23 protein-coding genes are annotated in these 24,255 nt (G+C 69.2%); 10 read left to right on the top strand and 13 right to left on the bottom strand.

Features of this window, described 5'->3' with window-relative positions; translation table 11 throughout:
- Nucleotides 1–9 precede the first annotated feature (9 nt).
- On the bottom strand, nucleotides 10–1,857 hold the full coding sequence (locus tag D7Y21_RS02610; protein ID WP_121711016.1) for a M48 family metallopeptidase: 1,848 nt from the start codon (nucleotides 1,855–1,857) through the stop codon (nucleotides 10–12).
- A 122-nt stretch (nucleotides 1,858–1,979) separates the two neighbouring features.
- Here D7Y21_RS02610 and D7Y21_RS02615 point away from each other — a divergent pair, with 122 nt between their 5' ends.
- Nucleotides 1,980–2,891 (top strand): GNAT family N-acetyltransferase, encoded by a 912-nt coding sequence (locus D7Y21_RS02615; protein ID WP_121711018.1) that lies wholly within the window; start codon nucleotides 1,980–1,982, stop codon nucleotides 2,889–2,891.
- A 53-nt stretch (nucleotides 2,892–2,944) separates the two neighbouring features.
- Complete coding sequence (locus D7Y21_RS02620) at nucleotides 2,945–4,375, top strand: SH3 domain-containing protein (RefSeq protein ID WP_233611938.1); 1,431 nt, start codon at nucleotides 2,945–2,947, stop codon at nucleotides 4,373–4,375.
- 13 nt (nucleotides 4,376–4,388) lie between these two features.
- On the opposite strand, the gene D7Y21_RS02625 is transcribed toward D7Y21_RS02620, so the two are convergent.
- Nucleotides 4,389–5,171, bottom strand: a complete 783-nt coding sequence (locus tag D7Y21_RS02625) for an AraC family transcriptional regulator (protein ID WP_120565066.1) — start codon at nucleotides 5,169–5,171, stop codon at nucleotides 4,389–4,391.
- Between the two features lie 109 nt (nucleotides 5,172–5,280).
- Between D7Y21_RS02625 and D7Y21_RS02630 the strand changes: the two genes are divergently transcribed.
- Nucleotides 5,281–6,042, top strand: coding sequence for an SDR family oxidoreductase (locus D7Y21_RS02630; RefSeq protein ID WP_121711022.1), 762 nt, complete (start codon nucleotides 5,281–5,283; stop codon nucleotides 6,040–6,042).
- Nucleotides 6,043–6,075: 33 nt separating this feature from the next.
- Here D7Y21_RS02630 and D7Y21_RS02635 read toward each other — a convergent pair whose 3' ends face one another.
- The 6 genes from D7Y21_RS02635 to D7Y21_RS02660 form a co-directional block, all read right to left on the bottom strand.
- Nucleotides 6,076–6,522: a hypothetical protein gene (locus tag D7Y21_RS02635; RefSeq protein WP_120565068.1), complete on the bottom strand. Its 447-nt coding sequence runs from the start codon at nucleotides 6,520–6,522 to the stop codon at nucleotides 6,076–6,078.
- Between the two features lie 11 nt (nucleotides 6,523–6,533).
- Nucleotides 6,534–7,028 (bottom strand): hypothetical protein, encoded by a 495-nt coding sequence (locus D7Y21_RS02640; RefSeq protein WP_120565069.1) that lies wholly within the window; start codon nucleotides 7,026–7,028, stop codon nucleotides 6,534–6,536.
- Between the two features lie 385 nt (nucleotides 7,029–7,413).
- Nucleotides 7,414–7,818 (bottom strand): DUF1801 domain-containing protein, encoded by a 405-nt coding sequence (locus D7Y21_RS02645; protein WP_120565070.1) that lies wholly within the window; start codon nucleotides 7,816–7,818, stop codon nucleotides 7,414–7,416.
- Nucleotides 7,811–8,248 carry a DoxX family protein gene (locus tag D7Y21_RS02650; RefSeq protein ID WP_120565266.1) on the bottom strand — a complete coding sequence of 146 codons (438 nt, stop codon included), beginning with the start codon at nucleotides 8,246–8,248 and terminating at the stop codon, nucleotides 7,811–7,813. The genes D7Y21_RS02645 and D7Y21_RS02650 overlap by 8 nt, the downstream gene beginning before the upstream one ends.
- An 11-nt stretch (nucleotides 8,249–8,259) precedes the next feature.
- A complete protein-coding gene (locus D7Y21_RS02655) occupies nucleotides 8,260–8,826 on the bottom strand; it encodes an SRPBCC family protein (protein WP_121711024.1) in 567 nt (188 codons plus the stop codon).
- Nucleotides 8,823–9,161: a helix-turn-helix transcriptional regulator gene (locus tag D7Y21_RS02660; protein ID WP_121711026.1), complete on the bottom strand. Its 339-nt coding sequence runs from the start codon at nucleotides 9,159–9,161 to the stop codon at nucleotides 8,823–8,825. The genes D7Y21_RS02655 and D7Y21_RS02660 overlap by 4 nt, the downstream gene beginning before the upstream one ends.
- Before the next feature lie 94 nt (nucleotides 9,162–9,255).
- Between D7Y21_RS02660 and D7Y21_RS02665 the strand changes: the two genes are divergently transcribed.
- Nucleotides 9,256–11,742: an Ig-like domain-containing protein gene (locus D7Y21_RS02665; protein ID WP_121711028.1), complete on the top strand. Its 2,487-nt coding sequence runs from the start codon at nucleotides 9,256–9,258 to the stop codon at nucleotides 11,740–11,742.
- A gap of 4 nt (nucleotides 11,743–11,746) precedes the next feature.
- On the opposite strand, the gene D7Y21_RS02670 is transcribed toward D7Y21_RS02665, so the two are convergent.
- Complete coding sequence (locus D7Y21_RS02670; protein ID WP_120565074.1) at nucleotides 11,747–12,352, bottom strand: glutathione S-transferase family protein; 606 nt, start codon at nucleotides 12,350–12,352, stop codon at nucleotides 11,747–11,749.
- 104 nt (nucleotides 12,353–12,456) lie between these two features.
- Here D7Y21_RS02670 and D7Y21_RS02675 point away from each other — a divergent pair, with 104 nt between their 5' ends.
- On the top strand, nucleotides 12,457–13,350 hold the full coding sequence (locus D7Y21_RS02675) for a LysR family transcriptional regulator (RefSeq protein ID WP_199735344.1): 894 nt from the start codon (nucleotides 12,457–12,459) through the stop codon (nucleotides 13,348–13,350).
- 152 nt (nucleotides 13,351–13,502) lie between these two features.
- On the opposite strand, the gene D7Y21_RS02680 is transcribed toward D7Y21_RS02675, so the two are convergent.
- Nucleotides 13,503–14,303, bottom strand: coding sequence for a LytTR family DNA-binding domain-containing protein (locus D7Y21_RS02680; protein WP_121711031.1), 801 nt, complete (start codon nucleotides 14,301–14,303; stop codon nucleotides 13,503–13,505).
- Nucleotides 14,300–15,439, bottom strand: a complete 1,140-nt coding sequence (locus tag D7Y21_RS02685) for a sensor histidine kinase (RefSeq protein ID WP_121711033.1) — start codon at nucleotides 15,437–15,439, stop codon at nucleotides 14,300–14,302. The genes D7Y21_RS02680 and D7Y21_RS02685 overlap by 4 nt, the downstream gene beginning before the upstream one ends.
- 171 nt (nucleotides 15,440–15,610) lie before the next feature.
- On the opposite strand from D7Y21_RS02685, the gene D7Y21_RS02690 reads away from it, so the two are divergent.
- A complete protein-coding gene (locus tag D7Y21_RS02690) occupies nucleotides 15,611–16,813 on the top strand; it encodes a hypothetical protein (RefSeq protein ID WP_233611939.1) in 1,203 nt (400 codons plus the stop codon).
- On the opposite strand, the gene D7Y21_RS02695 is transcribed toward D7Y21_RS02690, so the two are convergent.
- Together D7Y21_RS02695 and D7Y21_RS02700 are read right to left on the bottom strand one after the other, a co-directional pair.
- Complete coding sequence (locus D7Y21_RS02695) at nucleotides 16,810–18,951, bottom strand: WD40 repeat domain-containing protein (RefSeq protein ID WP_121711037.1); 2,142 nt, start codon at nucleotides 18,949–18,951, stop codon at nucleotides 16,810–16,812. The genes D7Y21_RS02690 and D7Y21_RS02695 overlap by 4 nt on opposite strands.
- A gap of 36 nt (nucleotides 18,952–18,987) precedes the next feature.
- Nucleotides 18,988–19,356, bottom strand: a complete 369-nt coding sequence (locus D7Y21_RS02700; protein ID WP_147443279.1) for a hypothetical protein — start codon at nucleotides 19,354–19,356, stop codon at nucleotides 18,988–18,990.
- Nucleotides 19,357–19,494: 138 nt separating this feature from the next.
- On the opposite strand from D7Y21_RS02700, the gene D7Y21_RS02705 reads away from it, so the two are divergent.
- The 4 genes from D7Y21_RS02705 (at nucleotide 19,495) to D7Y21_RS02720 (ending at nucleotide 24,249) form a co-directional block, all read left to right on the top strand.
- Nucleotides 19,495–20,586, top strand: coding sequence for an SGNH/GDSL hydrolase family protein (locus D7Y21_RS02705; protein ID WP_121711039.1), 1,092 nt, complete (start codon nucleotides 19,495–19,497; stop codon nucleotides 20,584–20,586).
- Between the two features lie 204 nt (nucleotides 20,587–20,790).
- The gene (locus tag D7Y21_RS02710; protein WP_120565090.1) at nucleotides 20,791–21,627 is read left to right on the top strand and encodes a YdiY family protein; all 837 of its coding nucleotides are present in this window, start codon (nucleotides 20,791–20,793) and stop codon (nucleotides 21,625–21,627) included.
- A gap of 25 nt (nucleotides 21,628–21,652) precedes the next feature.
- Nucleotides 21,653–23,242, top strand: a complete 1,590-nt coding sequence (locus D7Y21_RS02715; protein WP_121711041.1) for an AbgT family transporter — start codon at nucleotides 21,653–21,655, stop codon at nucleotides 23,240–23,242.
- A complete protein-coding gene (locus tag D7Y21_RS02720; RefSeq protein WP_255427292.1) occupies nucleotides 23,206–24,249 on the top strand; it encodes a type II asparaginase in 1,044 nt (347 codons plus the stop codon). Before D7Y21_RS02715 ends, D7Y21_RS02720 begins: the two co-directional genes overlap by 37 nt.
- The last annotated feature ends 6 nt before the right edge of the window (nucleotides 24,250–24,255 follow it).

Genomic DNA, 24,255 nt, shown 5'->3' on the forward strand with positions numbered 1-24,255 from the left:
AGCTCCTGCTCAAGCCGCCTGCGAGTCCGAGCGGTGCGCCTTCATGAACCGGTGCCGTCCCAGGTAGCGCTCGAAGGCCTCCAGCACCGCGTCCTGCTCCTTCAGCTTGCTCAAGCAGATGGAGCGCCCGCCCTTGAAGCGGCCCTCGCCGGTGACCTTCAGGTCCAGGTACTTCTTGAACATGCGGTCGGCGGTGGAGGCGGAGGCAATCCTGTCGAACTCGACGGGCTCCTCCCACTCCGAGCAGCTCACCTGCGAGTAGTCCATCCGAACCTCGTAGCCGGCCTCCTTGCCCTCGAAGACGAGCGCCGGGAAGAACTTCTCCACGTGCTGCCGCTCCTCGTCCGTGGACGGCTCGTAACGGCAGGCGAGCGCCAGGTCATGGGCCTGGGAGAAGCGCGCCTCGTAGGCGCCCCACAGCCGCGCCTCGATGGCCTCCGCGTCCTCGAAGGCCTCCGCCCACGAGGACTCCACGGGCTCCAGGAGCACCTGCGCCATGTCCGCGGGCTTGAGGTGGACGCCCACGTTCTCCATGCGCGCGCCCAGCGGCGGGTGTGAATCGAACGGATGGGGCGTCACCGCGCCCTGCAGGTCGTCGTGCACCGCCTCGGACTGGGCGTACTCGGAGAAGCCGTGCGCGACCCGCTGCGAGATGGCCACCGACTGGTGCTGCTCGTCCTGGGCGAAGAGCTTCGCCTCCACGCGGTCCCGGAAGCTCGAGTACGCGCCCACCTTCACCAGGGAGCGGGCGATGTCCTGCCCCGACGTGACCCCCGCCGCCAGCCGGTCCGCCGCGAGCTCACTGGCGCGACGGCTGCGGCCCAGGGACAGCTCGAACAGACCGCGGTAGGCCGCCATGAAATAGAAGACGGGGCGCGTGACGCCGCCTTCGTACAGCGTCTCCAGGTAGTGGCCGAAGTGCGAGAGCATGGGCGCCAGCCGCTTGCCGTGCCCGGTGTCGCCGCCCAGCAGGTGCCCCATCTCGTGCGCCAGCACGGCCTCCGCCTCGGAGCGCTCCAGCAGGCGCAGCAGGGACAGGCTCACGAAGAGCGTGCGGCCGGAGAGGATGCGCCCATCCACACGCACGTCGTTCTCCGTGACGAAGAAGTTGGTGTCGATGCCCGCGAGGATGTGGTCGGGCGGCGTCGTCTGGAGCCGCTCGCACAGCCGGCGTACGCAGGCCCACAGCTCCGGGGCGCGCGCCTCGGGCACCTCCTCCGCCTCCACGTCGAAGTCCATGGGCGGGCGTCGGAAGATGGCCACCACCACCAGGAAGACGGCGGCCGCCGCCAGGAGGGCCATGATGCCAATGAGCTTCGGGTAGTAGCGCTCGGCCCAGAGCGCGGTCACCCAGTAGGAGAGCCACACCAACAGCACGCCCTGCCCCAGCACCTGGATGGCGCTGGTGATGCGGAGCACGAGCCAGCCCACCACGAAGCTGCCGTACTGGAAGGGACGCGAGATGAACGCGGCCAGGCCACACAGGAGCGCGATCACCGTGGAGGCAAGCCCGAGCGCCAGCATGGCCCAGGAGGCCAGGTAGGCCCACCCGAACTGCTTCGCGTCCGAGCACGCCTCGCCAAGCCCCTTGCGGTAGCTCGCCAGCTCCTCGCTGTCGTTCTGACAGGCCACCGACGCGGGGACCCCGCGGTAGAAGGAGAGCGCCTCCTGACGGTCGGCCTCGCTCAACGTCGTGTCCCGGGCGATCTGCTTCTCGATGACTTCGAGCACCTGCGCGTCGAAGCGGTCGGAGGCATGACCGGAGAACCAGAGCCCGAACAGCGGCAGGGCGAAGAGCAGCAGCGCGGGCAACACGAAGCTGCGGACGAAACCAGGGGATTTCCGAGAGGAGGCCATGGGGATTGGTGAGGCAGCATAGCGCGCTCCATCCCAGCCCCTTCGCCCTCCAGGCGCGGCCTGTGGCCGGAGAGCCCGGCGCACCCTGACATCCAGGATCCCGAACGGAGTAGAGAGGAGGGATGTCCAGCCTCCGCCCCTATCGCGATGTGACCGACCTCGAAGCCATGGAGCGCCTCGTGGCGCGGGCCTGGGCGGAGCGCGGCCCCCATGTGGAGTGCGCGGTAGGGGACCTGACCTGGCGGATGCTGCGCAATGCCCAGGTGCGGCCGCGGGAGGAGATCATCCTGTGGGAGCCAGAGCCCGGGCAGCTTGCCGGCTTCGCGTGGGCCTACAGCAACGGCGACGTGGACCTGCTCGTCCACCCGCTCACGCACGCGGACGCCTTCGCGCAGGACGTGCTGCCCTGGGCGCGCGCACGCCCCGGAAACACCTCGCTGCCAGCCACCTTGTGGGCGCTGGAGAGCAACGGTCCGCTGCTCGCGGCGCTGCAGCGGCTGGGTTGCCGGCGCACCTCGGGCGGGTGCTACCTGCATCTCGAACTGCCGCTCCACGCGCTGCCGCCCTCGCCACCTCCGCTGCCCGCGGGCTACCGGGTGCGCGCGGTGCGCGGCCCGGAGGAGGTGGAAGCGCGCGCCCTCGTTCACCGGCGCGGCTTCGGCTCCGAGCGGATGACGACGGAAGTGTACGCGCGGCTCATGGAGGCGCCGCGCTACCAGCCAGCCTTGGACCTCGTCGCCGAGGCACCCGACGGCAGCCTCGCGGCCTGCGCGCTCGGTTGGTTCGACGAGATCAACGCGGTGGGAGAGTTCGAACCGACCGCGTGCGTCCCGGAGCACCGGCGACGCGGGCTCGTGCGCGCGCTCCTGTACGAGGGGCTGGGACGCATGCACGGGATGGGCGCCCGGCGCGCCATCGTGTACGCCTTCGAGGACAACCCGGCGTCCGTCGCCCTCTATCAGTCCTCCGGCTTCACGGTGGTGGACCGCAACCTGGGCCACCCCCTGGAGTCCCCGCGAAATAGCCCCCACTGAGTGTTCGTTCTTCCGATAGGAGAGCAACCGACCCTCCAGCGGGAGCAGAACCCATGAGCCGACTGGCCTTCCCCTCTCCTCATCCGTGGCGAATGCGGGCGCTCTCGCTCGCGGTGATGGGGGCCGCGGCCAGCCTCGCTGCCTGCGCCGCGCCGTCCGCGCTCGCGGTGTCTCCGTCCGGGGTGCCGGCGTTCAGCGAGGACATGCTGACGCCCGAGTTCTGGATCCGCCGCGCGCCGTCTCCCGATGCGGTGCTGCTCGATGCCGGCCAGGTGGCGGAGAAGCGCCTGCGCGCGTTCGGTCCGGAAGGCGGCCTGATCGACCTGAAGGGCATCCCGGCCACGCTGACACGCGCACAGGTCGCCGGCTGGGTCAGGGCTGCGCAGCAGACGCCCATCCAGGCCGTCATCAACGAACAGGGCCGTCCGGTGACGGAAGCGATGCTCGACGAGCTTCGCCAGAACGCAGCGGCCGAGCACATCCCCGAAACCTCCACCGCGCGCTACGGCCTCAGCGTGCGGCGCACGCACCTGCGGTCGCTGCCGTCCGGCCGGCAATTCTTCGCTTCGGAAGACCTGCGCGACTACGAGAGCCTGCAGGCCGGCATCCTGTTTCCGGGTGAGCCGGTCGTCATCGCGCACCAGAGCGCGGACCAGCAATGGCTGTTCGTCCAGACGACGCAGGGGCCCGCGTGGGTCCAGCGCGGCGACATCGCGGAGGGCACGGCGGACGCGGTGTTCTCCTACGTGGCGAAGGCGCCCGGGCGCGTCGTCACGGGCGACCAGGTGCGCACGGTCTTCACGCCGGAAGCACCGGAAGTGTCCGAGCTCGAGTTCGACATGGGGGTCGCGCTACCGCGGGCCGACGTGGCACCCGGCGAGCCCGTCAACGGCGCCAGCAGCTATGCATCGTGGCCGGTGCAGTTGCCGGTGCGCGAGCAGGATGGCTCGCTGGCCTTCCGGAGCGCGCTGCTGCGCCGGACCGCCGACACCGCGCCGGGCTATCTGCCGCTGACCCGCGCCAACATCCTCCGCCAGTCCTTCAAGTTCCTCGGCGAGCGCTACGGCTGGGGACACCAGTTCAATGCGCGTGATTGCAGCGGCCTGACCAGTGAGGTGTACCGCAGCATGGGGCTGGCCCTCCCGCCCAACTCCGGGATGCAGGGCAAGAGCGCGGCGCTGAACCACCGCCTCTTCACTGCGCAGGACTCGCACGCCGACCGGGTGCGCGCGCTGGAGCAGGCGCAGGTGGGCGACCTCGTCGTCGTCCCCGGCCATGTGCTGATGATCATCGGCCACGTGAACGGCGAGCCCTACGTCATCCAGGATGTCCCTTACGCCGTGTTCAAGGACCCGGCCACGCAGCAGCTCCGCAAGACGAAGCTGAACCAGGTGTCGGTCACCCCGCTGCTGCCGCTCTACGCCGACGACACGACCCTGTACGTGGACGCGATGACGAGCCTCGTGCACGTCACGCGGCCATAGGCTCATCGAGCGGCTACACCTGGAGGCTCCGCTCCGGTCGTGTGTTCGCGTACCGCGCGGGCGTCGTTCCAACGATGCGCCGGAAGTGGCGGTTCAGCTGACTCTGGTCATAGAACCCGACGCGCGTCGCGACCTCCGACGCCCGGAGGCCGCTTTCGAGCAACACCTTCGCCCATGCGATGCGCAGATGCGTGAGGTAGGCGTGCGGCGGCATCCCCACCTGGGCGCGGAACGCGCGGCAGAGATGGAACTTGTCGTAGCCGGCATGGTCCGCGAGGTCATCCAGCGTGATGGCGTCCCCCACCCGCTCGCGGAGGTACGCCATCGCCCGTCGCACCGGCCGCGTGTGGTCTGGCGTGGCGCCCCTCAAGACCGTGAACGCCTCCACGGCTTCGACCACCGCGACCTCCAGCGTGAGGCGATCCGCGCCCGCAGCGACCGCGTCGTGGAGACGCTGGAAGGGAAGGCCCCGCTCGTCGCCGAGCTTGAAGTGGGGATGCGCGACGACCTTCCCCTCATGGCGGATGCGATCGATGTCGCGCTCGGGCAGCACGACGGCCTGGTAGGTCATCGGCCCATCGTGTGCGACGTCGCGGTGCACGTCGCCTGGCTGCTTCAGGTGGATGGCGCCGGGCCCGCCAGTCCAGACCCGGCCACGCCCCCACCACTCGCTGCGCCCGCGCTCGATGCGCATGGACGCGTGGAATTCCTTCATGCCAACGCGAAGCAGGTCGGTCGTCATGCGCACGGCCCGCAGGCCAGGGAGCGAGACCGGGATCGCGTCGATGGTGAACATCCCCTCAGTGTAAGGAGCTTCCGCGGCCCTGGCTTGGCGTTTCTTGGCACGAAATCTCCGCCAAGAAGCGCCAAGCGCGCGTGTCACCTGCCCCCGTATCTCCCCGGGCATGCACGACAAACAAGTCGCCCTCGTCACCGGGGCAAACAAGGGCATCGGACTTCAGATCGCCAAGGACCTCGCCGCGCACGGCTTCACGGTGCTCGTCGGCTCACGTGACCTCGCCCGTGGTGAGGCGGCGGCGAAGACCGTCGCCGGTGACGCCCGTGCGCTCGCGCTCGACGTCACGGACGCGAGTTCAATCGCGGCCGCGGCGGAGCGCATCCGCCAGGAGCTGGGGCGCCTGGACGTACTCGTGAACAACGCGGGCATCGCCCGTTCGGGCAGGCAGGCGCCCAAGCCGGGCCAGCCGCTGGCGGAGCGCGCGAAGGCGGGCCGTGCGACCGTCGCGCCGCTCGACGAGTTCCGCACCGTGTTCGAGACGAACGTGTTCGGCGTGATCGCCGTCACGCAAGCGATGCTTCCGCTCCTTCGGGAAGCACCGGCGGGGCGCATCGTCAACGTCTCGAGCGGCGTCGGCTCGCTCACGAACAACTCGAACCCGGCGAACCCGTACCGCGCGATGTACGGCGTCTACTCGTCGTCGAAGTCGGCCCTCAACGCCATCACACTTGCCTTCGCCCTGGACCTGGAGACGACCCGCATCAAGGTGAACGCGGTGTGCCCGGGCTTCACCGCCACGGACCTCAACAACTTCCAGGGCACCCGCACCGTCGAGCAGGCCGCGCGCGCGCCCGTGCGCATGGCGCTGCTCGGGCCAGACGGCCCCACCGGCACCTACTCGGACGACCAGGGCGTCATCCCCTGGTGACGCGGGCTCCCCAACCCGGTCCACCCGCGCCCACTACAGGGGGCGCAGGGAGGCCCGGTCGATATCGACGGAATCCTCGTCGTCCTCGTCATGGCCGGGAGAGGCTTCACTGGCCCGGAAGCGCTTGCCTTCGGGCGTGACGAGGAACCAGGAGGTGGCGACCGCCGGGTCGTCCGCGGGAGGCGAGACGAGGAGCTCCTCGCCGAGCAGGGCCGCGACCCGGGTGGCCACCTCCACCGATGAAAGGCTGGGGGCTCCGCGGGTGCGGGAGGCATCGACGTAGAGGGTCACATCCGTGCGGAAGCCGGAGGACCGGAGCGCGGTCTCGACGAGCACCGCCGCATCCGCGGGACCGTCCACGTCGAAGCGCGCCACACCTTCGGGAGGGAGACCGAGCGCGCGGCCGATGCTGTCGAAGAGGCGAGCTTCCTCCACGGCACCCCGCGCGATGAATCCGACAACCTGTCTTTCCGGCTGCATGGCTCTCCCTCTCAACCCGCTTTGTACGCCTTGAGCGCGGCGTTCCTGTCGCCCTGGGACGTGCCCATCTTGTCCAGGATCTCCTTGGCGCGCGGGGTGTCGTCAAACTTGTTGTAGACCCCCAATGCCTTGAAGGCCGAGCGGTTCAGCTCATGGAACCCGGTGCCACGGATGGGATACAGCGTACCATTGTCGTGGGCCCCATAGGTCCGCCCGCCAAGCGTCCAGGTCACGGTCCCCGAATCGCTGCCCTTCTTGGCCTTGCCGTCGTTGATGTCCTTCACATCCCGGCTGACATCGACCCGCGACTCGATGACGGTGTTCTTGTCCTTGGCGACGGAGGACTGGTCGACCTTGCGGATGTAGTGCCGGTCCGCGGGCCGTGACGTGGGCTTCGCGGGCTTCTCCGCCCAGGCGGGCGGCGCGATGAGCAGGACACCGAGCGCCATCAGCACGGTGGCCAGGGTCAACGGGATGAAAGGCTTCGGGACAGCGGGACGAAGCATCGGAGGCGCTCCTGAGGAGGGTGATGCGACCGTCCGGTAAGCCTCTCACAGCTACTCCGGCGTTGGCTTGCGCTTCGCGCGCGAAGCCTTGGGCTTGCTCTTGCCCTCCAGCGCTACCGGGGCTCGGTGAGGAGAAACCGCGCGGTGAGCTCAGCCCAGGCCTCGGGGGACACCTCGTCCCTGGCGCAGACGAGCTGCTTGACGTGGGAGAGCGTTCGAGCCGGACGACGTCCCCGTCCCGGCGATGGATCATCAGCACGTCGCCGCGCCTCCTGGTTCTCCTGTCCGTCACTCATGCGCCTTCCTTTGGAACCGAGGGCTCTGTCCCATGGAATTCACAGTCCCCATGCCACGCGCTGGGCGTCCGAGCCCCTTGAGCCTGGCGCTACCGCTTCTTCGCCGACTGGCCATTCAGCGCCACCGCGGCCTTCACGAGCGCCTTGAACGCGCGCGCGTCCACCTTCTCCCCTTCCTTGATGTCGATGGCCCTCCGCGTGTTGCCCTCCAGGCTGGAGTTGAAGAGGCCCTTGGGGTCCGGGAGGTGGGCCCCCTTCGCGAACGTGAGCTTCACGGCCTTCTTGTACGACTCCCCGGTGCAGACAATCCCGTGGCACGACCAGACCGGGGTGGTCCACTTCCACTCCTCGGTCATCTCGGAGTCGGCCTCCAGGATGAGCGCCCGCATGCGGGCCAGGGTCTCCCCCCTCCAGTCCCCCAGGTCCTGGAGTCGCTGATCGATGAGTCGGGAAGCGGCTGCTCCGGTGAACTGCTCACTGCCGCTGCTACCCATGGACGGCCTCCAGCGGGCGGACAGTGACCTGCAGGCTGCGCCAGGAGCCGTACGAGAGCACCCAGAGCACGCTGGTGACCGCCGCGAAGGCCCACGCCTCCGGGCCATCTCCCACCGCGAAGTGGGCGATGAGCGCCGAGACCAGATTGATGGCGAAGCCGGCGTAGGCCCACTCCTTGAGCCGCCACGGCACCGGTGCGAGCAGCACCAGGATTCCGAGAAACTTGGCCCACGCCAGCTCCACCCGGAAGTAGCTGGGGAAGCCGAGCCGGGTGAACCCCTCCGCCGCATCTCGCAGGTTCAACTGCGCGTAGGCGGTGAAGCCCATCTCCAGGCAGAAGAGCGCGGTGGCGATCCAGAAGGTGATGGTCACGGCTTTGGGGGACGTCCTGGCGGCGACGAGCGCCGGCTTCGGCAGGGTCGATTCCATGGTGTGTTCCTTCACTCCTTCGAGTTGCTGGCCTTCCAGGTGGGACTCTGGACCCCGAACTGCTCCGCGTACTCGGAGTTCAAGCGCTGCCAGTCGTACTGCATCGCATCGGGCCCCACGATGCGGCCCATGGGGTCGCCTGAGAGGAGCTGATCGAGCACGTCGAAGCAGATGTGCCAGCCCGCGGCGCCCCACGAGATGAAGCCCCTGTCGATGTTGTGCCAGAGCGTGAGCCGGGTACCGCCGGCGTCCGTCGCCTCCAGCTCCCAGCGCAGGTCCTGCGGCCCCCAGCTGTACTCGAGCAGCTTCGGCTCTTCCGCCCGCCTCACGGTGGTCTCGGCGACCTGCGGCGTCGGCGCACCGACCGTGGAGAGCTTCACCGGCCCCACGCTGGCCATGTTCCGGTCCGCGTCGAACGGCGCCCATTCAGACAGGTGCGCGGGGTCGGTCAGCGCCTTCCACACCTTCGCCGGGGGATGACGCAGGTCCCGGACGAGGACGAGCGTCCACTTGTCGCCTGCCTTCTGGACACTGGCTCCGGCCGCGGGGCCGGGCGTGTACTTCGCACGGTGGCTCATCGTTTCTTTCCCTTCTTGGGTTCGGGTTCCTGGTCCATCCGGTCGAGATGGCGTTCGAGCGCGTCCACGTGGGCTGCCCAAAAGCGCCGGAATGGCGCGAGCCACTCATCGACCTCCATGAGCGGCTCCGGCCGGATGCGATAGACGCGCCGTTGAGCGTCGATGCGCGACTCCACGAAGCCGGCATCGCGCAGCACGCGGAGGTGCTTGGACACCGATGTCTGGGGCATCCGCAGCTGGTGCTCGATTTCGCCGACGGAGTGCTCCGACGCAGCCAGCAGGCTGAGGATGGCCCGCCGGTTCGGCTCCGCGATGATCGCGAACGATGATTCCATGTCCCGTATATGCCCACTCCTTCATATGCTCGTCAAGTCATATACGAACCCTGACGGTGCCCGCAGGGAGCAGGCCCCCTAGGATGGCGCGAACATGCTCCCTTGCCTGCTGGTTCGGACCCTGGTCGTCGGGGTGCTGCTTCTGGGCGCGGTCGGCTGCACCGGCACTGTCGGCGGTCCGGATGGCGGCGGCGGCGCGGACACGGACGCTGGCGTTGATACGGGCTCCGATGCCGGCGTCGATGCTGGAGTCGTCTCGTGCGGAGAGCAGCCCACGCGCCCTGCCCCGCCGACGAACCTCGCCGCGGCCAGCGTCTCTTCCTTCGAAGTCGCGCTGACGTGGGAGCCGTCGCCGGATGCGTTGGTCAAACACTACCGCGTGCTGCGGGGCCCGGCGCTGGTCGGTCAGGTGCTTCGACCGTCCTTCGCCCACCGTCCGGTCGTCCCGGGCGAGACGTACACGTACACCGTCACCGCGCTCACTGACGAAGGCGGCGAGAGCCTCCCGTCGAATCCGGTGACGGTGACGATCCCTGCGCCTCCGCCGGATGTGTTCTCCGCGCTGGCGGCGGGACACTGGTACGAGTTCCCTGCCTCGAACCTGCGGGCCTTCTCGCTGTCCCCTTCCCTGTACCCGTGGCTCGGACTGGGCGAGGGCATCAGCGGCATCATGGACGACTGGTCGAGCGGCGCCTTCGACACCCAGCGCGACCGGCTCTACATCTCCGGCGGCGGCCACAACGGCTACTACGGCAATGAGATCTACGGCTTCGACCTCCGGACGGGCGCGTGGGTGCGCCTGACCGATCCGGATCCCGTCGGCTCCGGGCAGGAGTGCCCCGACCGCGCGCTGGGGGTCAACTGCGCCATCCACACGTACGACGGGCTCGAGTACCTGCCGCCGCCCTTCGACCGGTTCCTCGCGATTGGTTGGGATGGCTGGCCGCAGACGGCGCTCAACCTCGACACGAACCGCTGGGAGAACCACCCCGACCTTCCGCAGCTGGGAACACGCACCGGCGCCAACAGCGCCTACGACCCCAACACGCGCGTCGTCTGGTACCACGCCGGCTCGCAGGCGCTGTCGTTCTGGGATCCTGTCACCGGCAAGTGGACGATCCGTGGCGAGGCGGATCAGCAGGGCTATTACAAGAACGCGGTCGTCGACCCGCGGCGCAAGCTCTACGTCGAGATTGGACAGGGCGTCACCGACACCACGGCCATCGACGCGCTGGGGAAGTTCGTTCCGAAGCGCGTGCGGCTCGCCACCACGGGGGCTCGGGAGATCGAGGACGGGGGCAACCCCGGCGTCGACTACGATCCGGTGACCGACCGCATCGTCGCGTGGAAGGGCGGCGGAGACGTCTACTCGCTGGACCTGGACACCCGCGTCTGGACGAAGCACACGGCGCTCAGCACGGTGGTGCCCGGTCCGGCCAACATGAACGGGACCTACGGCCGGTTCCGCTACGTGCCGAGCCTGAATGTCTTCGTGGTCGTGAACACCGTCGACACCAATGTCTTCGTGTACCGGCTCGATCCAAGGCCCGCTCGACTCTTGCGGCGCATCGACGTGACCGCGTCCACCGCGCCGGTCGAGGTGGGGATGGGTGGCAAGCTCCAGGTGACGGCGGTGTTCCAGGACGGGACCTCGGTCGCCGCCACTTCGGAGGTCACGTTCAGCTCGCTCGACCCGGAGGTGGCGACCGTGGACGCGGGCGGTACCTTCCGGGCCATCAACCCGGGCCGGGCCCGGCTGCAGGCCAGCTACACCGACCCGCTCACCCGGCGTGCGCTGGTGGGAGCGCTGGAGCTCGAAGTGGTACCGATGGCGGGCGACGTCGTGCTCGAAGCGTTGCAGGTCCAGCCGCCGCCGACGCTCAAGGTGGTTCGTGGCAGGTCGGCGGGCATCAAGGCCGTGGGCTCCTTCCATCGCGGCACCGACGTCTTCACCCGTGACGTCACCTGCGAGGCCACCTGGAGCTCCGACGCCCCGGCCATCGCCACGGTGGAGCACGGCACGGTCCAGGGACTCTCGGAGGGAACCACGACGCTCCACGCGAAGGTCGGGACGATCGCAGCCCAGGCAGCCCTGGACGTCATTCCGAATGCGACGCTTGAGCTGATCGCTTTGAACTTCCAGCCTCCCGGAGCGCCGCTGGTGTCGGGCTGGGCGGTGGCGGACGACTCCGCCTTCGATGCGGCACGGGGTTGGGGCTGGCAGGGCCCGGGCGGACTCCAGACCCGAGGCGATCGCAACGGCACCCAGGATCCGCGCCTCGCCAGCTTCGTGCTGACAACGGGCGCGAAGTTCCGGCTCCACGTCCCCGATGGCCGGTACCACGTGGCGGCCTCCGTGGGAGACAACAGCTTCGGCGTGGGCCTCGCGAGCGTGGAGTTCGCGGGCTCGGGCATCGCCTACGGCGTCGGCACGGGCAACACGGCGGGAGCCGGCATCGTCGAAGCCACGTCGGGACAGGGCCTCGTCTTCGACGTCGTGGGCGCCATCAACTGGCTCGCGGTCATGCGCGTCAACGGCCTGGAATTCAACGAGGCGCTCGCCGCGGCGAAGACCTGGTAGCGGATCACCCGGAGACCGCCCTGCGCACCGCGGGGCGTTGAGAGTGGCGCCTGACGTACTCCACCAGCCGCGGATACCCGTCCAGCAGCATCAGCGTGTTCGCGAGGTGGAGGATGGAAGCCATCACCACGTCGGCGGCGGTGAAGGCCTCACCCACGAGGAATTCACGGCCGCCGAGTCCCTCTTGGATGAGGTCGAGAGCGGCCGTGAGCCGGGTCCTGAGCTTCGCGGCCTCCCCTTCCGGGACTTCGCGCGCCACCGGCGACTGCGCGTCCCGGTAGAACTCCATCACCAGGGGGTCGAGGCTCAACTCAGCGAAGACCATCCAGCCGTAATAAGGACCGCGCTCCGCGCTCCCCACCGACGGCGCCAGATGCTTCTCCGGGAACCGGTCGGCCAGGTGCAGACAGATGGACAGGGACTCGAGCAGCGTGACGTCCCCATCCACCAGGGCGGGGAGGTCTCCCAGCGGATGCACCGCCAGGTATTCAGGAGTGGTGTTCTCCTGCCGGGCCAGGTCGAGCCTGACCAGCTCATAGGGCACGCCGAGTTCCTCCAGCAGCCAGCGGGGACGGACCGCCCGGGTCCTGAGGGCGAAGTAGAGCTTCATGGGTGGCACTCCTGTGGGTTGCGTGAGGCCACACCATGCGTCCGCCGGAGTGCCCGGACAATGCGGCCCCGGACGAACTCATTGTCAGGTTAATCTTGACGGCCATGATTCCACCGGCCGACATGCTCCTCTTCGCGACAGTCGTCCGCGAGGAGAGCTTCACCCGCGCGGCGCTCAAGCTCGGCATCACCAAGCAGACCGTCAGCGAGCGCATCCGCCACCTGGAGGAGCGGCTGGGCGTGCGGCTCCTGGAGCGGACCACGCGGCGACTGCGCGTGACGGGAGCAGGCGTGACGTACTCCGAGCGCTGCGCCGCCATCGCCGCGCTCATCGAAGAAGCGAACAGCGAGGTGCAGCAGGGCAAGGCGGATCCCACCGGCCTGATCCGGGTCTCCTCGCCGGTGCTCTACGGCCGGCGCTACCTCACGCCTGTCATCTCGAAGTTCCTCGGTCGCTATCCCCAGGCGCGGGTGGAGCTGGTGCTGGCGGACCGCCGTGTCCACCTCATCGAAGAGGGGTTCGACGTCGCCATCCACATCGGCCCGCTCAATGATTCGTCGCTCGTGGCGCGAAAGCTGGGAGAGGGCGCGGTCCGCTTCGTGGCGAGCCCCCGCTTCCTGTCGAAGCACGGCATCCCGGCCGCCAGGGAGCTTGGGTCCGCGCGCTGCATTGGATTCAGTGCGTTCGAGACGTGGGAGGCCGAGGGCGTGAAGTCCCGGATCGATCCGGTCCTGATGGTGAACGACAGCGAGCTCGCGTGCGATGCGGCCATCGCCGGGGTCGGCATCGCGCGGGTGCCGGACATCCTCTGCCAGGAGGCCATCCGGGACGGCCGGCTGAAGGTCCTCTTCGGCCCCCGGCCCGCGTCGATGAGGCCCATCCACGTCGTCTATCCCAGCCGACTGAACCTTCCCCCCAAGGTCCGGCTCTTCGTGGATGCCCTTGCCACCCTGGCCGAGCCGACGCCGTCGAAGTCCCGTGGTCGGAAGCGGAAGTGAGGCTCACCGGGGCGCGGACATGAAGCACCTCCGTGGGGGATGGACGGAACGGACCGTGCCCGCGCGAGCGCCACGTGGGGGAAAGTGTTCAGCCGATGGGGACGGCCTCGCGGCGAACCGGTCCGCTCGTGCGTCGAACGGGCCGCGCGGCTTCAGCGCAGGTGCTGGAACTTCTCGCGGTGGCTGCGGGCGACGCGCAGCTCCGCGCCGGAGGTGAGCACCACGACCATGTCCCTGCGGCCCTCGCTGCGCAGCTCGCGGATGCGGCGCGCGTTCACGATGGCCGAGCGGTGGATGCGCATGAAGCGCTCCGGCTCCAGGCGCGCCTCCAGGCTCTGCATCGTCTCGCGGTGGAGGTAGGCCTTTCCGCCCGCGTGAATCTGTACGTAGTAGTCAGCGGCCTCGATGTATTCGATTTCGTCCACGTCGAGGAACACCACCCTGCCCGCGTCGCGGATGGCCAGCCGGCGCATCCACGGCTCGGGCGGCGTGGGTGATGGTGCGGGCGTGCTGTCTCGCTCGCCGTAGGTGGAGAGCACGGACATCAACCGTTGGCTTAGGTCGGACATCCGCGCCATGCGGATCTGCGCCTTGGCGCGTCCGATGGCGTCGTGGAAGCGGTCGTCCCGGAAGGGCTTGAGGAGATAGTCGAGCGCGTGGATGTCGAAGGCGCGCAGCGCGTACTGGTCATACGCGGTGACGAAGATGACGGCGGGCACTTCGCCAGCAGCCAGCCGCGCGAGCACCTCGAAGCCGTTGAGCTCCGGCATCTGCACGTCCAGCAGGACCAGATCTGGCCGGTGCTCGCGGATGAGGCGCACCGCCTCCGGTCCGTTGCCGGCCTCGCCCACCACGCGCACCTCCGGATCCGCGGCCAGCAGCAGGCGCAGTCCCTCGCGAGCCAGGGGCTCGTCATCCACGACGAGCGTGCGGATGGCGGCGGCCGTGTTCATGCCCCGAGCGCCTCCGGCACGGCGGCCTGGAAGGGCAGCTCCAGGCGGGCGCGCACGCCGCCCCCGGCGCGGTTCTCCAGCGTGAAGACGTGGCGGTCGCCGTAGAGCTGTCGCAGGCGGTCGCGCACGTTGGCCACGCCAATGCGTCCGTCCTGGCGGTCCCAGCCGGGTGCGAGCCCGGGGCCGTCGTCGAGCACCTCCAGCACCAGCCGCGTCCCCTCGCGCGAGGCACGCAGCTCCACGCGTCCCGGACCGGAGCGGGTGGCGATGCCGTGCTTGATGGCGTTCTCCACCAGGGGCTGGAGGATGAGGCTGGGCACGAGCGCGCCAAGCGTGGCCGGATCGATGGCGCGGACCACCTGGAGCCGGTCCTGGAAGCGGGTCTGCTCAATGTCGAGGTAGCGCTCCAGGAAGTCGACGTCCTCATGGAAGGGAACGAACTGGCGGCCCGTGGTGTGGAGGGCCATGCGCAAGAGTTCACTGACGCCGGTGAGCATGCGGATGGAGCCGACGGTGTCCTGCTTGCGCACGAGCACGGAGATGGCGTTGAGCGTGTTGAAGAGGAAGTGTGGATGGAGCTGGGCGCGCAGGGCGTCCAGCTGCGCGTGCGCGAGGCGCGTCTCCAGGTGGGCCTGGGCCAGCTCCCCCTCGCGGAAGCGGCGGTGGTAGTCCACGGCGTAGCCGATGGCGAGGATGCCGCCGTAGATGAGCAGGGACAGGACGCTGTACTTGGCCATCATCAAGGGCAGCATCCGCGCCCAGGTGCTCTCCGGCAGCCACGTCTCTCCCGTGGCCCGAGCGGCGAAGTAGATGATGCTCACGTAGGGGACCATGACCGCGACGAGCGCGGCCAGGAGGACCGCGAGGCTTCGGGGCCAGATGCCGCGCTCCAGGCGGAAGCGCTGTCCAAGCGCGAGGATGACGGGCGTGGCGAACGCCCAGTACTGCCATTGCGGCACCTGCACCAGCAGCGCCCGGCTGAGCGGGTAGCCCGGCTCCCGGGCCTGGGCATAGACCCAGGTGTGGAGCGCGGTGACGACGCCCGGCACCGCGCAGACGAGCATCAGCAGCGGCACGCGGCGCAGCAGCGGCAGCAGTACGGACGGCGCCGACGCGGAGGGAGAGGTGGATTCCACGGCCAGTGGAGTCTACGCCCGAACCGGGTCCACTTCCGGACGGGTGCAGCCAAAGGGCTCCGGGTTGCAGCGAACGGGACGACGGAGCCTCGCCAGGGGCCATGTATTCTCGCGACACCTCGCTCCGCCATGGCCTCTCCCCGTCCCTCCTCTCTCGCCAGGCTCGCGGCCGTGGCCGTGCTGGTCTCCAGCGGTGTGGCGCTCGCGGACAACCCGCCGCTCACCAGCTCGAACTACGCCATCGACGTGTATCAAGGCCCGGTGCTGGCGCCGGTGCGGGTGTCGGGCCTTGCCGGCGCGTACGCCCCCATCGCGGAGGGTGTCGAGGGCATCAGCGTCAACACGGCCGCTCCAGCGGTGCGCTCGCTCTATTCGTCCAAGCACGTCGACTACGACCTGTCGCTGGCCTTCACGTTTCCCAGCTCGCTGCGCGACAGCGACTTCGACAACAACGGCGCGGTGGGCTTCGCCAACGACGACTTCATCTTCACCCAGCTTGGCGGACTGATTCAGTGGGGGCCCTGGGGGCTGGGCGGCGCCGCGTCGCTGCAGACCTATGCACTGGGACAGGACGCGAATGGACAGCTCCTCAACCTGAGCATGACCCGCTTCCAGTTCCAGCTCGCTCGCGGCTTCCTCGATGGCGAACTGACGGTGGGCGTGGGGCTGCGCGCGGTCGTCCTGGAGATCAACACCGCCGAGGACCCGAACAACAAGTTCGCCAGCATGTTCGGCGGCAACGTGGAGGCCGGTGCCCTCTGGACGCCCATGGGCGTGCCGCTACGTGCCGCGCTGACCCTTCGGGCTCCCGTCCAGGGAGGGCTCACTCCAGGCGGCCCGACCACCGCCGATGATGCGGGCAACGTGAAGGTCGCCGGCCTCTACCTGCCCGCCTCCGTCAGGCTCCCCTGGGAAATCGAAGCGGGCATCGCCTGGCAGTTCGGCGACCGCCCGCTCCAGCTTCGGTGGGGCCCGGACCGCGCGGAACGCTACAGGGCCCTGCCTCGGTCGAAGCTGCTGCTGACCGGGTCCGTGCTCATCAGCGGCGCCGTGCCGGATGCCATCGGCTTCGACTCCTTCCTGTCGCAGCAGTTGGAGCGCTCGGGGCGGCGGCTCTCGATTTCACCGCGCATTGGCGCGGAGCTGGAGCCCATCGAGAACCGGCTGCAGCTGCGCGCGGGCAGCTACCTGGAGCCCAGCCGCTTCGACACCGTCGGGGCTCGCCTGCATGGCACCGCCAGCGCGGAGCTGCGGCTGTTCCAATGGTCCGTCTTCGGCTTGATGTCGCCCGACACCTCGTGGCGCATCAGCGGCTTCGCCGACGTGTCCCGCCTCTACTTCGGCTGGGGCTTCGGCGTGGGCACCTGGCACTAGCCCTCCGTCGTTTCGAGCGGCACCGCCGGTCCAATCCAGAGGATGTCCCGGAAGGACAGGAGCCGCTCTCGGTACGAGCCGATGGGAGCGCGAGGGTGGAGGAGGATTCCCTCGTCGGAGACCTCGAGCAGGGTACCGAGGGCGTACCACGTCCCGTATTGCGTCTGGCGCAGCATCACCCCCTTGCCGAGATACGGCGTGAGGTTGGCGCGGCTGATGGCGGGACCGTGCGTGAACACGGGTTCGGCCTTGTAATGATTCAGGGGCCGCGTGGGGGCCTGGTATTGCTTCAGGAAGCCCCACTTCCCGTGCCGGGCGTCTCTCGCCTCCAGCGTCTCGCCTTCAGGCACGGGGACGCGCCGTTCCTCGAACGCGGCCTCCGCCTGGGGCTCGACGAGCGAAGGCGCCCCGTCCTCCCAGCGCGCATGCCGGGTCCCCTCGGCCCACCGCCAGGGCCAGGCATGGCGCCCCCCCACCGAGAACATCAGCCGGGGCTCGAGCTTCTCCCGCGACCCCGGAGGACACTCCACGGTGCCGTCCGGCTGTGCTCGCGTGAAGTCCCAGCCGAGTTCGGTCGGAATGAAGCGTGCGACTTCGTCCGGCCAGGGGTTCCAGTCGCTCGGGGGTGGCACGCGGCCCGGCTCCAACTCCAACGAGGAGCGGAAGCGCTGCTCTCCGGTGTTCACGTCCCAGAAGGCGATGGTGTGGGGCCCCGTTCCCACGAGCATGCCGTCCGCGCCCCAGGCCAGTCCGTCGATGCCGCTGGCACCCTCGAGCCGCCGGAGCATCTTGGGCGAGGGCCCCACCTTCCACAGCTCGACCTTGATTCCCTCACGCTTCCACGGCTCGGCCATGCCTCCCTCACGCAGCAGGCATGCGCCCATGGAGCCATCCGGCGACCAGGCCCAGCGGCCCAGGTCGCCGCTCTTGAGGGACAGGCCGAACGAACGGCGCTTCAGGTCCATCTGGCACAGGAGCTTGCCGGCCTCGAAGATGAGGACCTGCGGGAACTCGTAGCCGTTGATGAGCACGGCGAGACGCCGGCCGTCGCTGGACCAGACGTATTCCACGACCGCGAGAATCCGAATGTCGACGTCCTTGCTCGGGACGGACATCGCCCGGCCGGTGTGCCCGTTGGCGAGCCGGGGCGACTCCTCTCCGTAGGCCAGGCGGGCACCGTCCGGTGAGAACGCCACCGGCAGCTTCAGCTCATCGAAGCGGTACTCGAGGTCGCCGCTCCGCACGTCGATGGCGGAGGCGGACGGATGGGGTTCCGGCTCCGGGTCGGTGTGCGGCTCGAGCACGAACTCCTGTTTGCAATAGCCCTGGATGCGTGAGCCATCCGGGCTCCACCGCACCCAGGTATGCGGGCGCGACTTCGAAGGCTGTCCGTCCAACCGGGCCGGGCACCAGCGAATCCCTTCACTGTCCTCGTTGACCCGGGTGCCCTCCCGGAACGGGACGATGCAGCCCAGCGCACCGTCGGGCCCGGGGGTGGAGATGAACAGCTGGGTTTCATCCGGAGACCAGCACCAGGCGGGCAGGTGCCCCGTGTTCTCCACGGTCTTGGGATTGATGACACCCCACCCCGGCGGCGAGCCCCAGCGCCGGGTGACGTCCACGGTGAAGGAGGGCAGCATTCCAGCGAAGGCCCGCAGCACGCCGATGACCACCTGGTCCAGGATGACCCCGAGCCACTGCCCCGACGGCGACCACTGGAGGCAGGAGGGCTCCCGCGTCGAGCCGACCAGCGTCGTCTCGAACCCGACAGCGTCGACCACGCGCCCCGTCGCGAGCTCCCAGATGCGCACGTCTCCCCCGTGCGATTCGTCGAGGCGGTTGCTCGCGACGGCGAGGTGGCGTCCATCCGGACTGAGCGCGAAGCTGTGTTGCATGCCGATGTAGCGCGGGGTCTCCACGAGCCGTGCCCCCGCGGCCAGGACCTTGTCGGAGACACGCCGGTGGACCTCCGTAAGGCCGCGCTCACGCTCCAGCCGGAGGAGCCGTTCACGCAGCGGCGGCAGGTCCCGGCCGGGCTCGAGGTTTTCGAAGTCGGCCTGCTCGAGCAGCGCTTCGAGCTCCGCGTCGGAGCATTGGACCAGCTGGGTGAGGTTCACGAAGGGTGCTGGCATCGGCATGGAATCACTCCTTCACCCAACGATACCGCACGTCGCTCATGGACGGATGAGCGCTCCTGGCGGCAGGCCGACGCGCAGCAGCGTGCACTCGACGTGCTGGAACCCCAGCGCCAGCGCCCGCGCGGCGGCCCGGGTGTCGCGGACCTCGAAGGTGCCCTGTTCCCTGCCCTCCTCGAAGATGGCCGTCAGCAGCGCGACCTCGCGAGCCCGGGGACGGGCGAGCCGCGGCTCCACGAGCGGCAGGAGCTCCCGCAGCGCCCGGGGCGTGACGCGCAGCTGCTGGACCATCCGCTCCGCCATTCCCTGGCGCACGTCGATGAAGGTCCGCATCTTCTCCGCGGGCGTCCACGCCGCGCCCACGGCCGCCGCCAGCTTCGCGAAGGCCTCATCGCAGATGTCGTCCACCACCGCGTCGAAGAGCTCCTTTGTGTGTACGCTGGGAACCGCGTGCCCGACCGATCCCTCATCGCTGGCGTCTGCCTTGGCATGGGCCTGTCGCTGGCCGCGTGCAGGGCTCCCTCCCTCGCACGTGAAAGCCCTTCCATGACCTGGGTGAGCATTCCGGCCGCGGACGCGCGGGTCCAGTACGTGGGCCGGACGTACCGCTCCAGCACCGGGGTCGTCTTCTCCCATCCGGGCGTGACGGTTCGCGCGCGCTTCCAGGGGGACGCCGTGCGGATACGGCTCGACGACGCGGGCCAGGGCGGAGACGTGGGGACCAACCACTTCGACGTGGTGGTGGACGGGGCACCTCCCAAGCTGCTCGCGGTGCATCCCGGTCAGGGCAGCTACCTGCTCGCCAGCGGCCTCCCCGTGGGCCTGCACACGGTGGAGCTCCTCAAGCGCACCGAGTCCCTGGTGGGTGCCAGCACGCTCCTGGCGCTGGAGGTGCAGGGCGAGTTCCGGGAACCGCCCCCGCAGCACACGGGGCTCAAGCTGGAGTTCGTCGGGGACTCCATCACCTGCGGCTACGGCACCGACGTCACCTTCACCCCGGAGACGTCCTCCTCCAAGGTGCCCACCTTCACGTCGAAGCACCAGAATCCCAGACGCGGCTACGGCTGGCTCACGGCCCAGGCATTGGGCGCGGAGGCCACGTTCGTCTGCTATTCGGGGCACGGCGTGTACCGCAACCTGGACCTGTCCACGTCCGGGTTGATCCCCGCCATCTACGAGCGCGCCGTCCCGGACCACCCCGCCGCCTGGGACTTCTCCAACGGTTCGCCGGATGTGATTGTCCTCAACGCCGGCACCAATGACACGTTCGCGGGCGCGGGCACCGCCGCGTTCCTCCCGGACGAAGCGGCGTTCAAGTCCGCCTACCGGTCCTTCCTCGAACGGCTCCGTGCGCTGCATCCCCGCGCGCACATCGTCTGCACGCTGGGCAGCATGACGGATGGCTTCAAGCGGAAGGAACAGCAGGGCGTGGTGACGTCCGTGCACGTCGGCGATTGGATTTCCCAACTCGTGGCGGAGCGCCAGCGCCTGGGCGACGCCCGGGTCCACCGCCACGTGATGACCATGCAGAACCCCTTCGCTGACGGCGTCGGCGAGGACTGGCATCCCTCCGCCGCCACGCACCAGAAGATGGCGGAGTCGCTGAGCCGGTTCATCCAGGACGTCGTGCGCCCCTGAGCCAGGGCCCGCGAATCCAATCCCTCATCACGTTCTGACGGGCAAAGGCACGAGGGAGCCATCCCCCGGCATGCCGGCCTGTGATTGCCGTACGCGCGGTGCGTGGCGAAGGTTGCGTGGAACGCGAGGAGGCCTTCAAGCACCACCGAGGCCGCCCCTCCCTCATCACCGGGACAGGCAGGCGCCTCCTTCCCCAAGGCACGTATGAGTCCACTCTTCATCCTCTTCGCGGCCATGGCCCAGACACCCACGCCTCCTTCCGAAGCGGCGGATGCCTCCTCACCGGCCTCCGTCGCGGCAGCAGCAGACGAGGACGAGGACGAGGACGAGGACGAGGAGGAAGGGCCCTGGACGGGCTCGGCCGGGCTCGGCGCCTCCTTCTTCGCCGGCAACGCCCGCACCTTCACCATCACGGGCGATGCCCTGGCGGAGTACGAGTCGCCGGTGTGGGCGCTCACCCTGGAGGCGGATGGCGCCTATGGAAACGCGGCCACCGAGGACGAGGAGGAGCGGGAGGTCACGGCCCTGACGCTCGGCGGCTGGGCGCGCGGCGACTACCGCTTCACGCGCCTGCTCAGCGCCTACACCTTCCTGGGCGTGGAGACGGACCACCCCGCCAGCCTGGAGCTGCGCACCGAGGTGGAGCTGGGAGCCGGCTTCACGCTCCTGGAGCGCAAGAAGAAGTCGAAGGAGCTCTTCCTGCGCACGTACCTGGGCGCGGGCTACACCAAGGACCGCCGGTTCCAGTACACCCCCACGCGCGAGAACCTGCCGGATGTGACGCAGTGGTCGCCCGCGGTGGGCCTGGCGTTCCGCTATGACATCAACGAGAACGTGTACCTGCGCGAGGACGCCGTGCTGCTGCCGGACATCTTCGGCGACACGCGCATCCTGCTGGACTCCACCACGAAGCTGTCCGTGGACCTGACGGACCGCTTCGCGCTCACCACGTACTTCGAACTGCAACACGACAGCGCACCCGCGGCGGGCAAGGTCCGGACGGATACCTCGCTCTCCGTGGGGGCCGAGCTGGAGCTCTGAGGGATTGGAAAGGAGCAGCACTCCCATGGCCAAAGCGGCTCATTTCGACGACGTCCAGGTCCCAGGTGAGACAAAGAACAAACAGCGCACGCCGCCGAAGAAGAAGGGCATGGAGCGGGTGCTCGACGCCATCGAGCGGGTGGGCAACAAGGTCCCCCACCCCGCGGTCATCTTCGTCGCGCTGATTGCCCTCGTGATGGTGCTCTCCCACCTCTTCTACAGGCTGGGGGCCAGCGTCACCTACGAGACCATCAACCCGGACACGCACCAACTGGAGGAGACGACCACCGCCGCGAAGAGCCTGCTGACGGGCGAGGGCCTGCGCTTCATGTTCGCGGGCGTCGTCCAGCACTTCATGGACTTCAACGCGGTGGGCGTCATCATCGTCGCCATGCTGGGCGTGGGCGTCGCGGACGCGGCGGGCCTGGTGGGCGCGCTCATCCGCAAGCTGGTGGCGGTCGCTCCGGCCCGGCTCCTCACGTACATCCTGGTGTTCGTGGGCATCCTGTCGAGCATCGCCGCGGACGCCGGCTACCTGGTGCTGATTCCCCTGGCGGCGGCCGCCTACCTCACCGTGGGCAGGCATCCCCTGGCGGGCCTGGCGGCCTCGTTCGCCGGTGTCGCCGCGGTCTTCACCGTCAACATCCTGATCAAACCGCTGGACGGCATCCTGACGGAGATCACCAACGACGCCATCCACATCATGGCGCCGGACCGCTCCATCGACCTGACGGCGAACTTCTGGTTCTCCGTCGCGTCGGTGGTGATGCTGACCCTCATCGTGTCGCTCATCAGCGACAAGATCATCGAACCCCGGCTGGGTGCGTACCAGGGGGAGAAGCCGGCCACGACGGGCGCGAAGCTGTCCCCGGAGGAGTCGCGGGGGTTGAAGTTCGCGTTCTGGGGGCTCGTGGGCGTGCTGGTGTTCTTCGGCCTGCTGGCGCTGCCCCCGGGGGCTCCGCTGCGCAATCCGGAGACGGGCGCGCTCATTGGAGACTCGCCGTTCATGAACGGCCTCATCGTCGCCATCACCGTGCTGTTCCTGGTGACGGGGGCCGCCTACGGCGTCGGCGCTGGGACGATGAAGAACAGCGTGGACGTCATCAAGGCCATGGAGAAGGCGGTCGCCGGGCTGGGCGGCCTCATCTTCCTCTTGTTCATCATCAGCCAGTTCATCGCCCTGTTCACCTACACGAACATGGCGACCATCGCGGCCGTGAAGGTGGGTGATGCCCTGGAGCACGCGGGCCTGGGGGCGCTGCCACTGCTCGTCGGGTTCGTGCTGGTGGTCGCCGTCCTGGACCTCATCATGACGGGCGCCATTCCGAAGTGGGCCATCTTCGCGCCGGTGTTCGTGCCGCTCTTGATGCGGCTGAACGTGGCCCCGGAGGCCGTGCTCGCCGCGTACCGCGTGGGTGACGGTCCGTTCAACGCCATCTCCCCGTTGAACGCCTACTTCGCGCTCATCGTCACCTTCGCGCAGAAGTACCAGAAGGACGCGGGCGTGGGGACCGTGGTGGCCTTGATGCTGCCGTACGTCATCGTGGTCTTCGCCGTGTGGATTGCCCTGCTGGTAGCGTGGCAGGTGCTGGGACTGCCCTGGGGTCTCGGGTAGGCGGCGCGGGAGACACAACCATGTCGAGGGTCCACCTTCTGGCCACGGGCGGCACCATCGCGGGGAGGGCCGGCTCCGGCGTGGAGCCGGGCTACCGCGCGGGCGAGGTCGCCGTGGAGTCGCTCATCGACGCCGTCCCCGGCCTGCGCGCCCTGGCAACGCTCCGGGGCGAGCAGGTGGCCCAGGTGGGCAGCCAGGACATGGACGACGGCCTCTGGCTGCGGCTGGCGGCCCGGGTGAACGCGCTCTTCGCTGGCGACGAGGCCGACGGCGTCGTCATCACGCACGGCACGGACACGGTGGAGGAGACGGGCTACTTCCTCCACCTGGTGGTGCGGAGCGCGCGGCCGGTGGTGCTCACCGGCGCCATGCGGCCCGCCACGTCGCTCAGCCCGGACGGGCCGCTGAACCTCTACAACGCGGTCGCCGTGGCCGCCGACCCGGAGGCCCACGGCCGGGGCGCCATCGTCGTCCTCAACGACGACCTGCACTGCGCGCGCGACGTGACGAAGTCGAGCACCACGGACGTGCAGACCTTCATCTCACCGGGGCCGGGCCTGCTGGGCACCGCGCGGTACGGGCGCATCCGCTACTTCCGCCAGCCCACGCACCGGCACTCCGCCGCGTCCGGGTTCTCCGTGGACGGGCTCGAACGCCTGCCCCGGGTCGACATCCTCTATGCCCATGCCCACATGCCGCCGGACCTGGTGCGCGCCAGCGTCGCGAATGGAGCGCGCGGCATCGTCGTGGCGGGGATGGGCAACGGCAACGTCTCCACGGAAGCCGCGGGCGCGCTCTCGGAAGCGGCGGAGGCGGGCGTCGTCGTCGTGCGCAGCACGCGGGTGGTGAGCGGCGACGTGGGCCGGAACATTGAAATGGACGACGACGCCCTGGGCTTCGTCGCCGCGGACCAGCTCAACCCGCAGAAGAGCCGCGTGCTCTTGCAGCTCTGTCTGGCGCGGGGAATGGATCGCCTCGCGGTACAGGAGGCGTTCTACCGACACTAGGGCGCT

It is taken from the genome of Corallococcus sp. AB045 (assembly GCF_003668895.1).
Classification (GTDB): Bacteria; Myxococcota; Myxococcia; order Myxococcales; family Myxococcaceae; genus Corallococcus; species Corallococcus coralloides.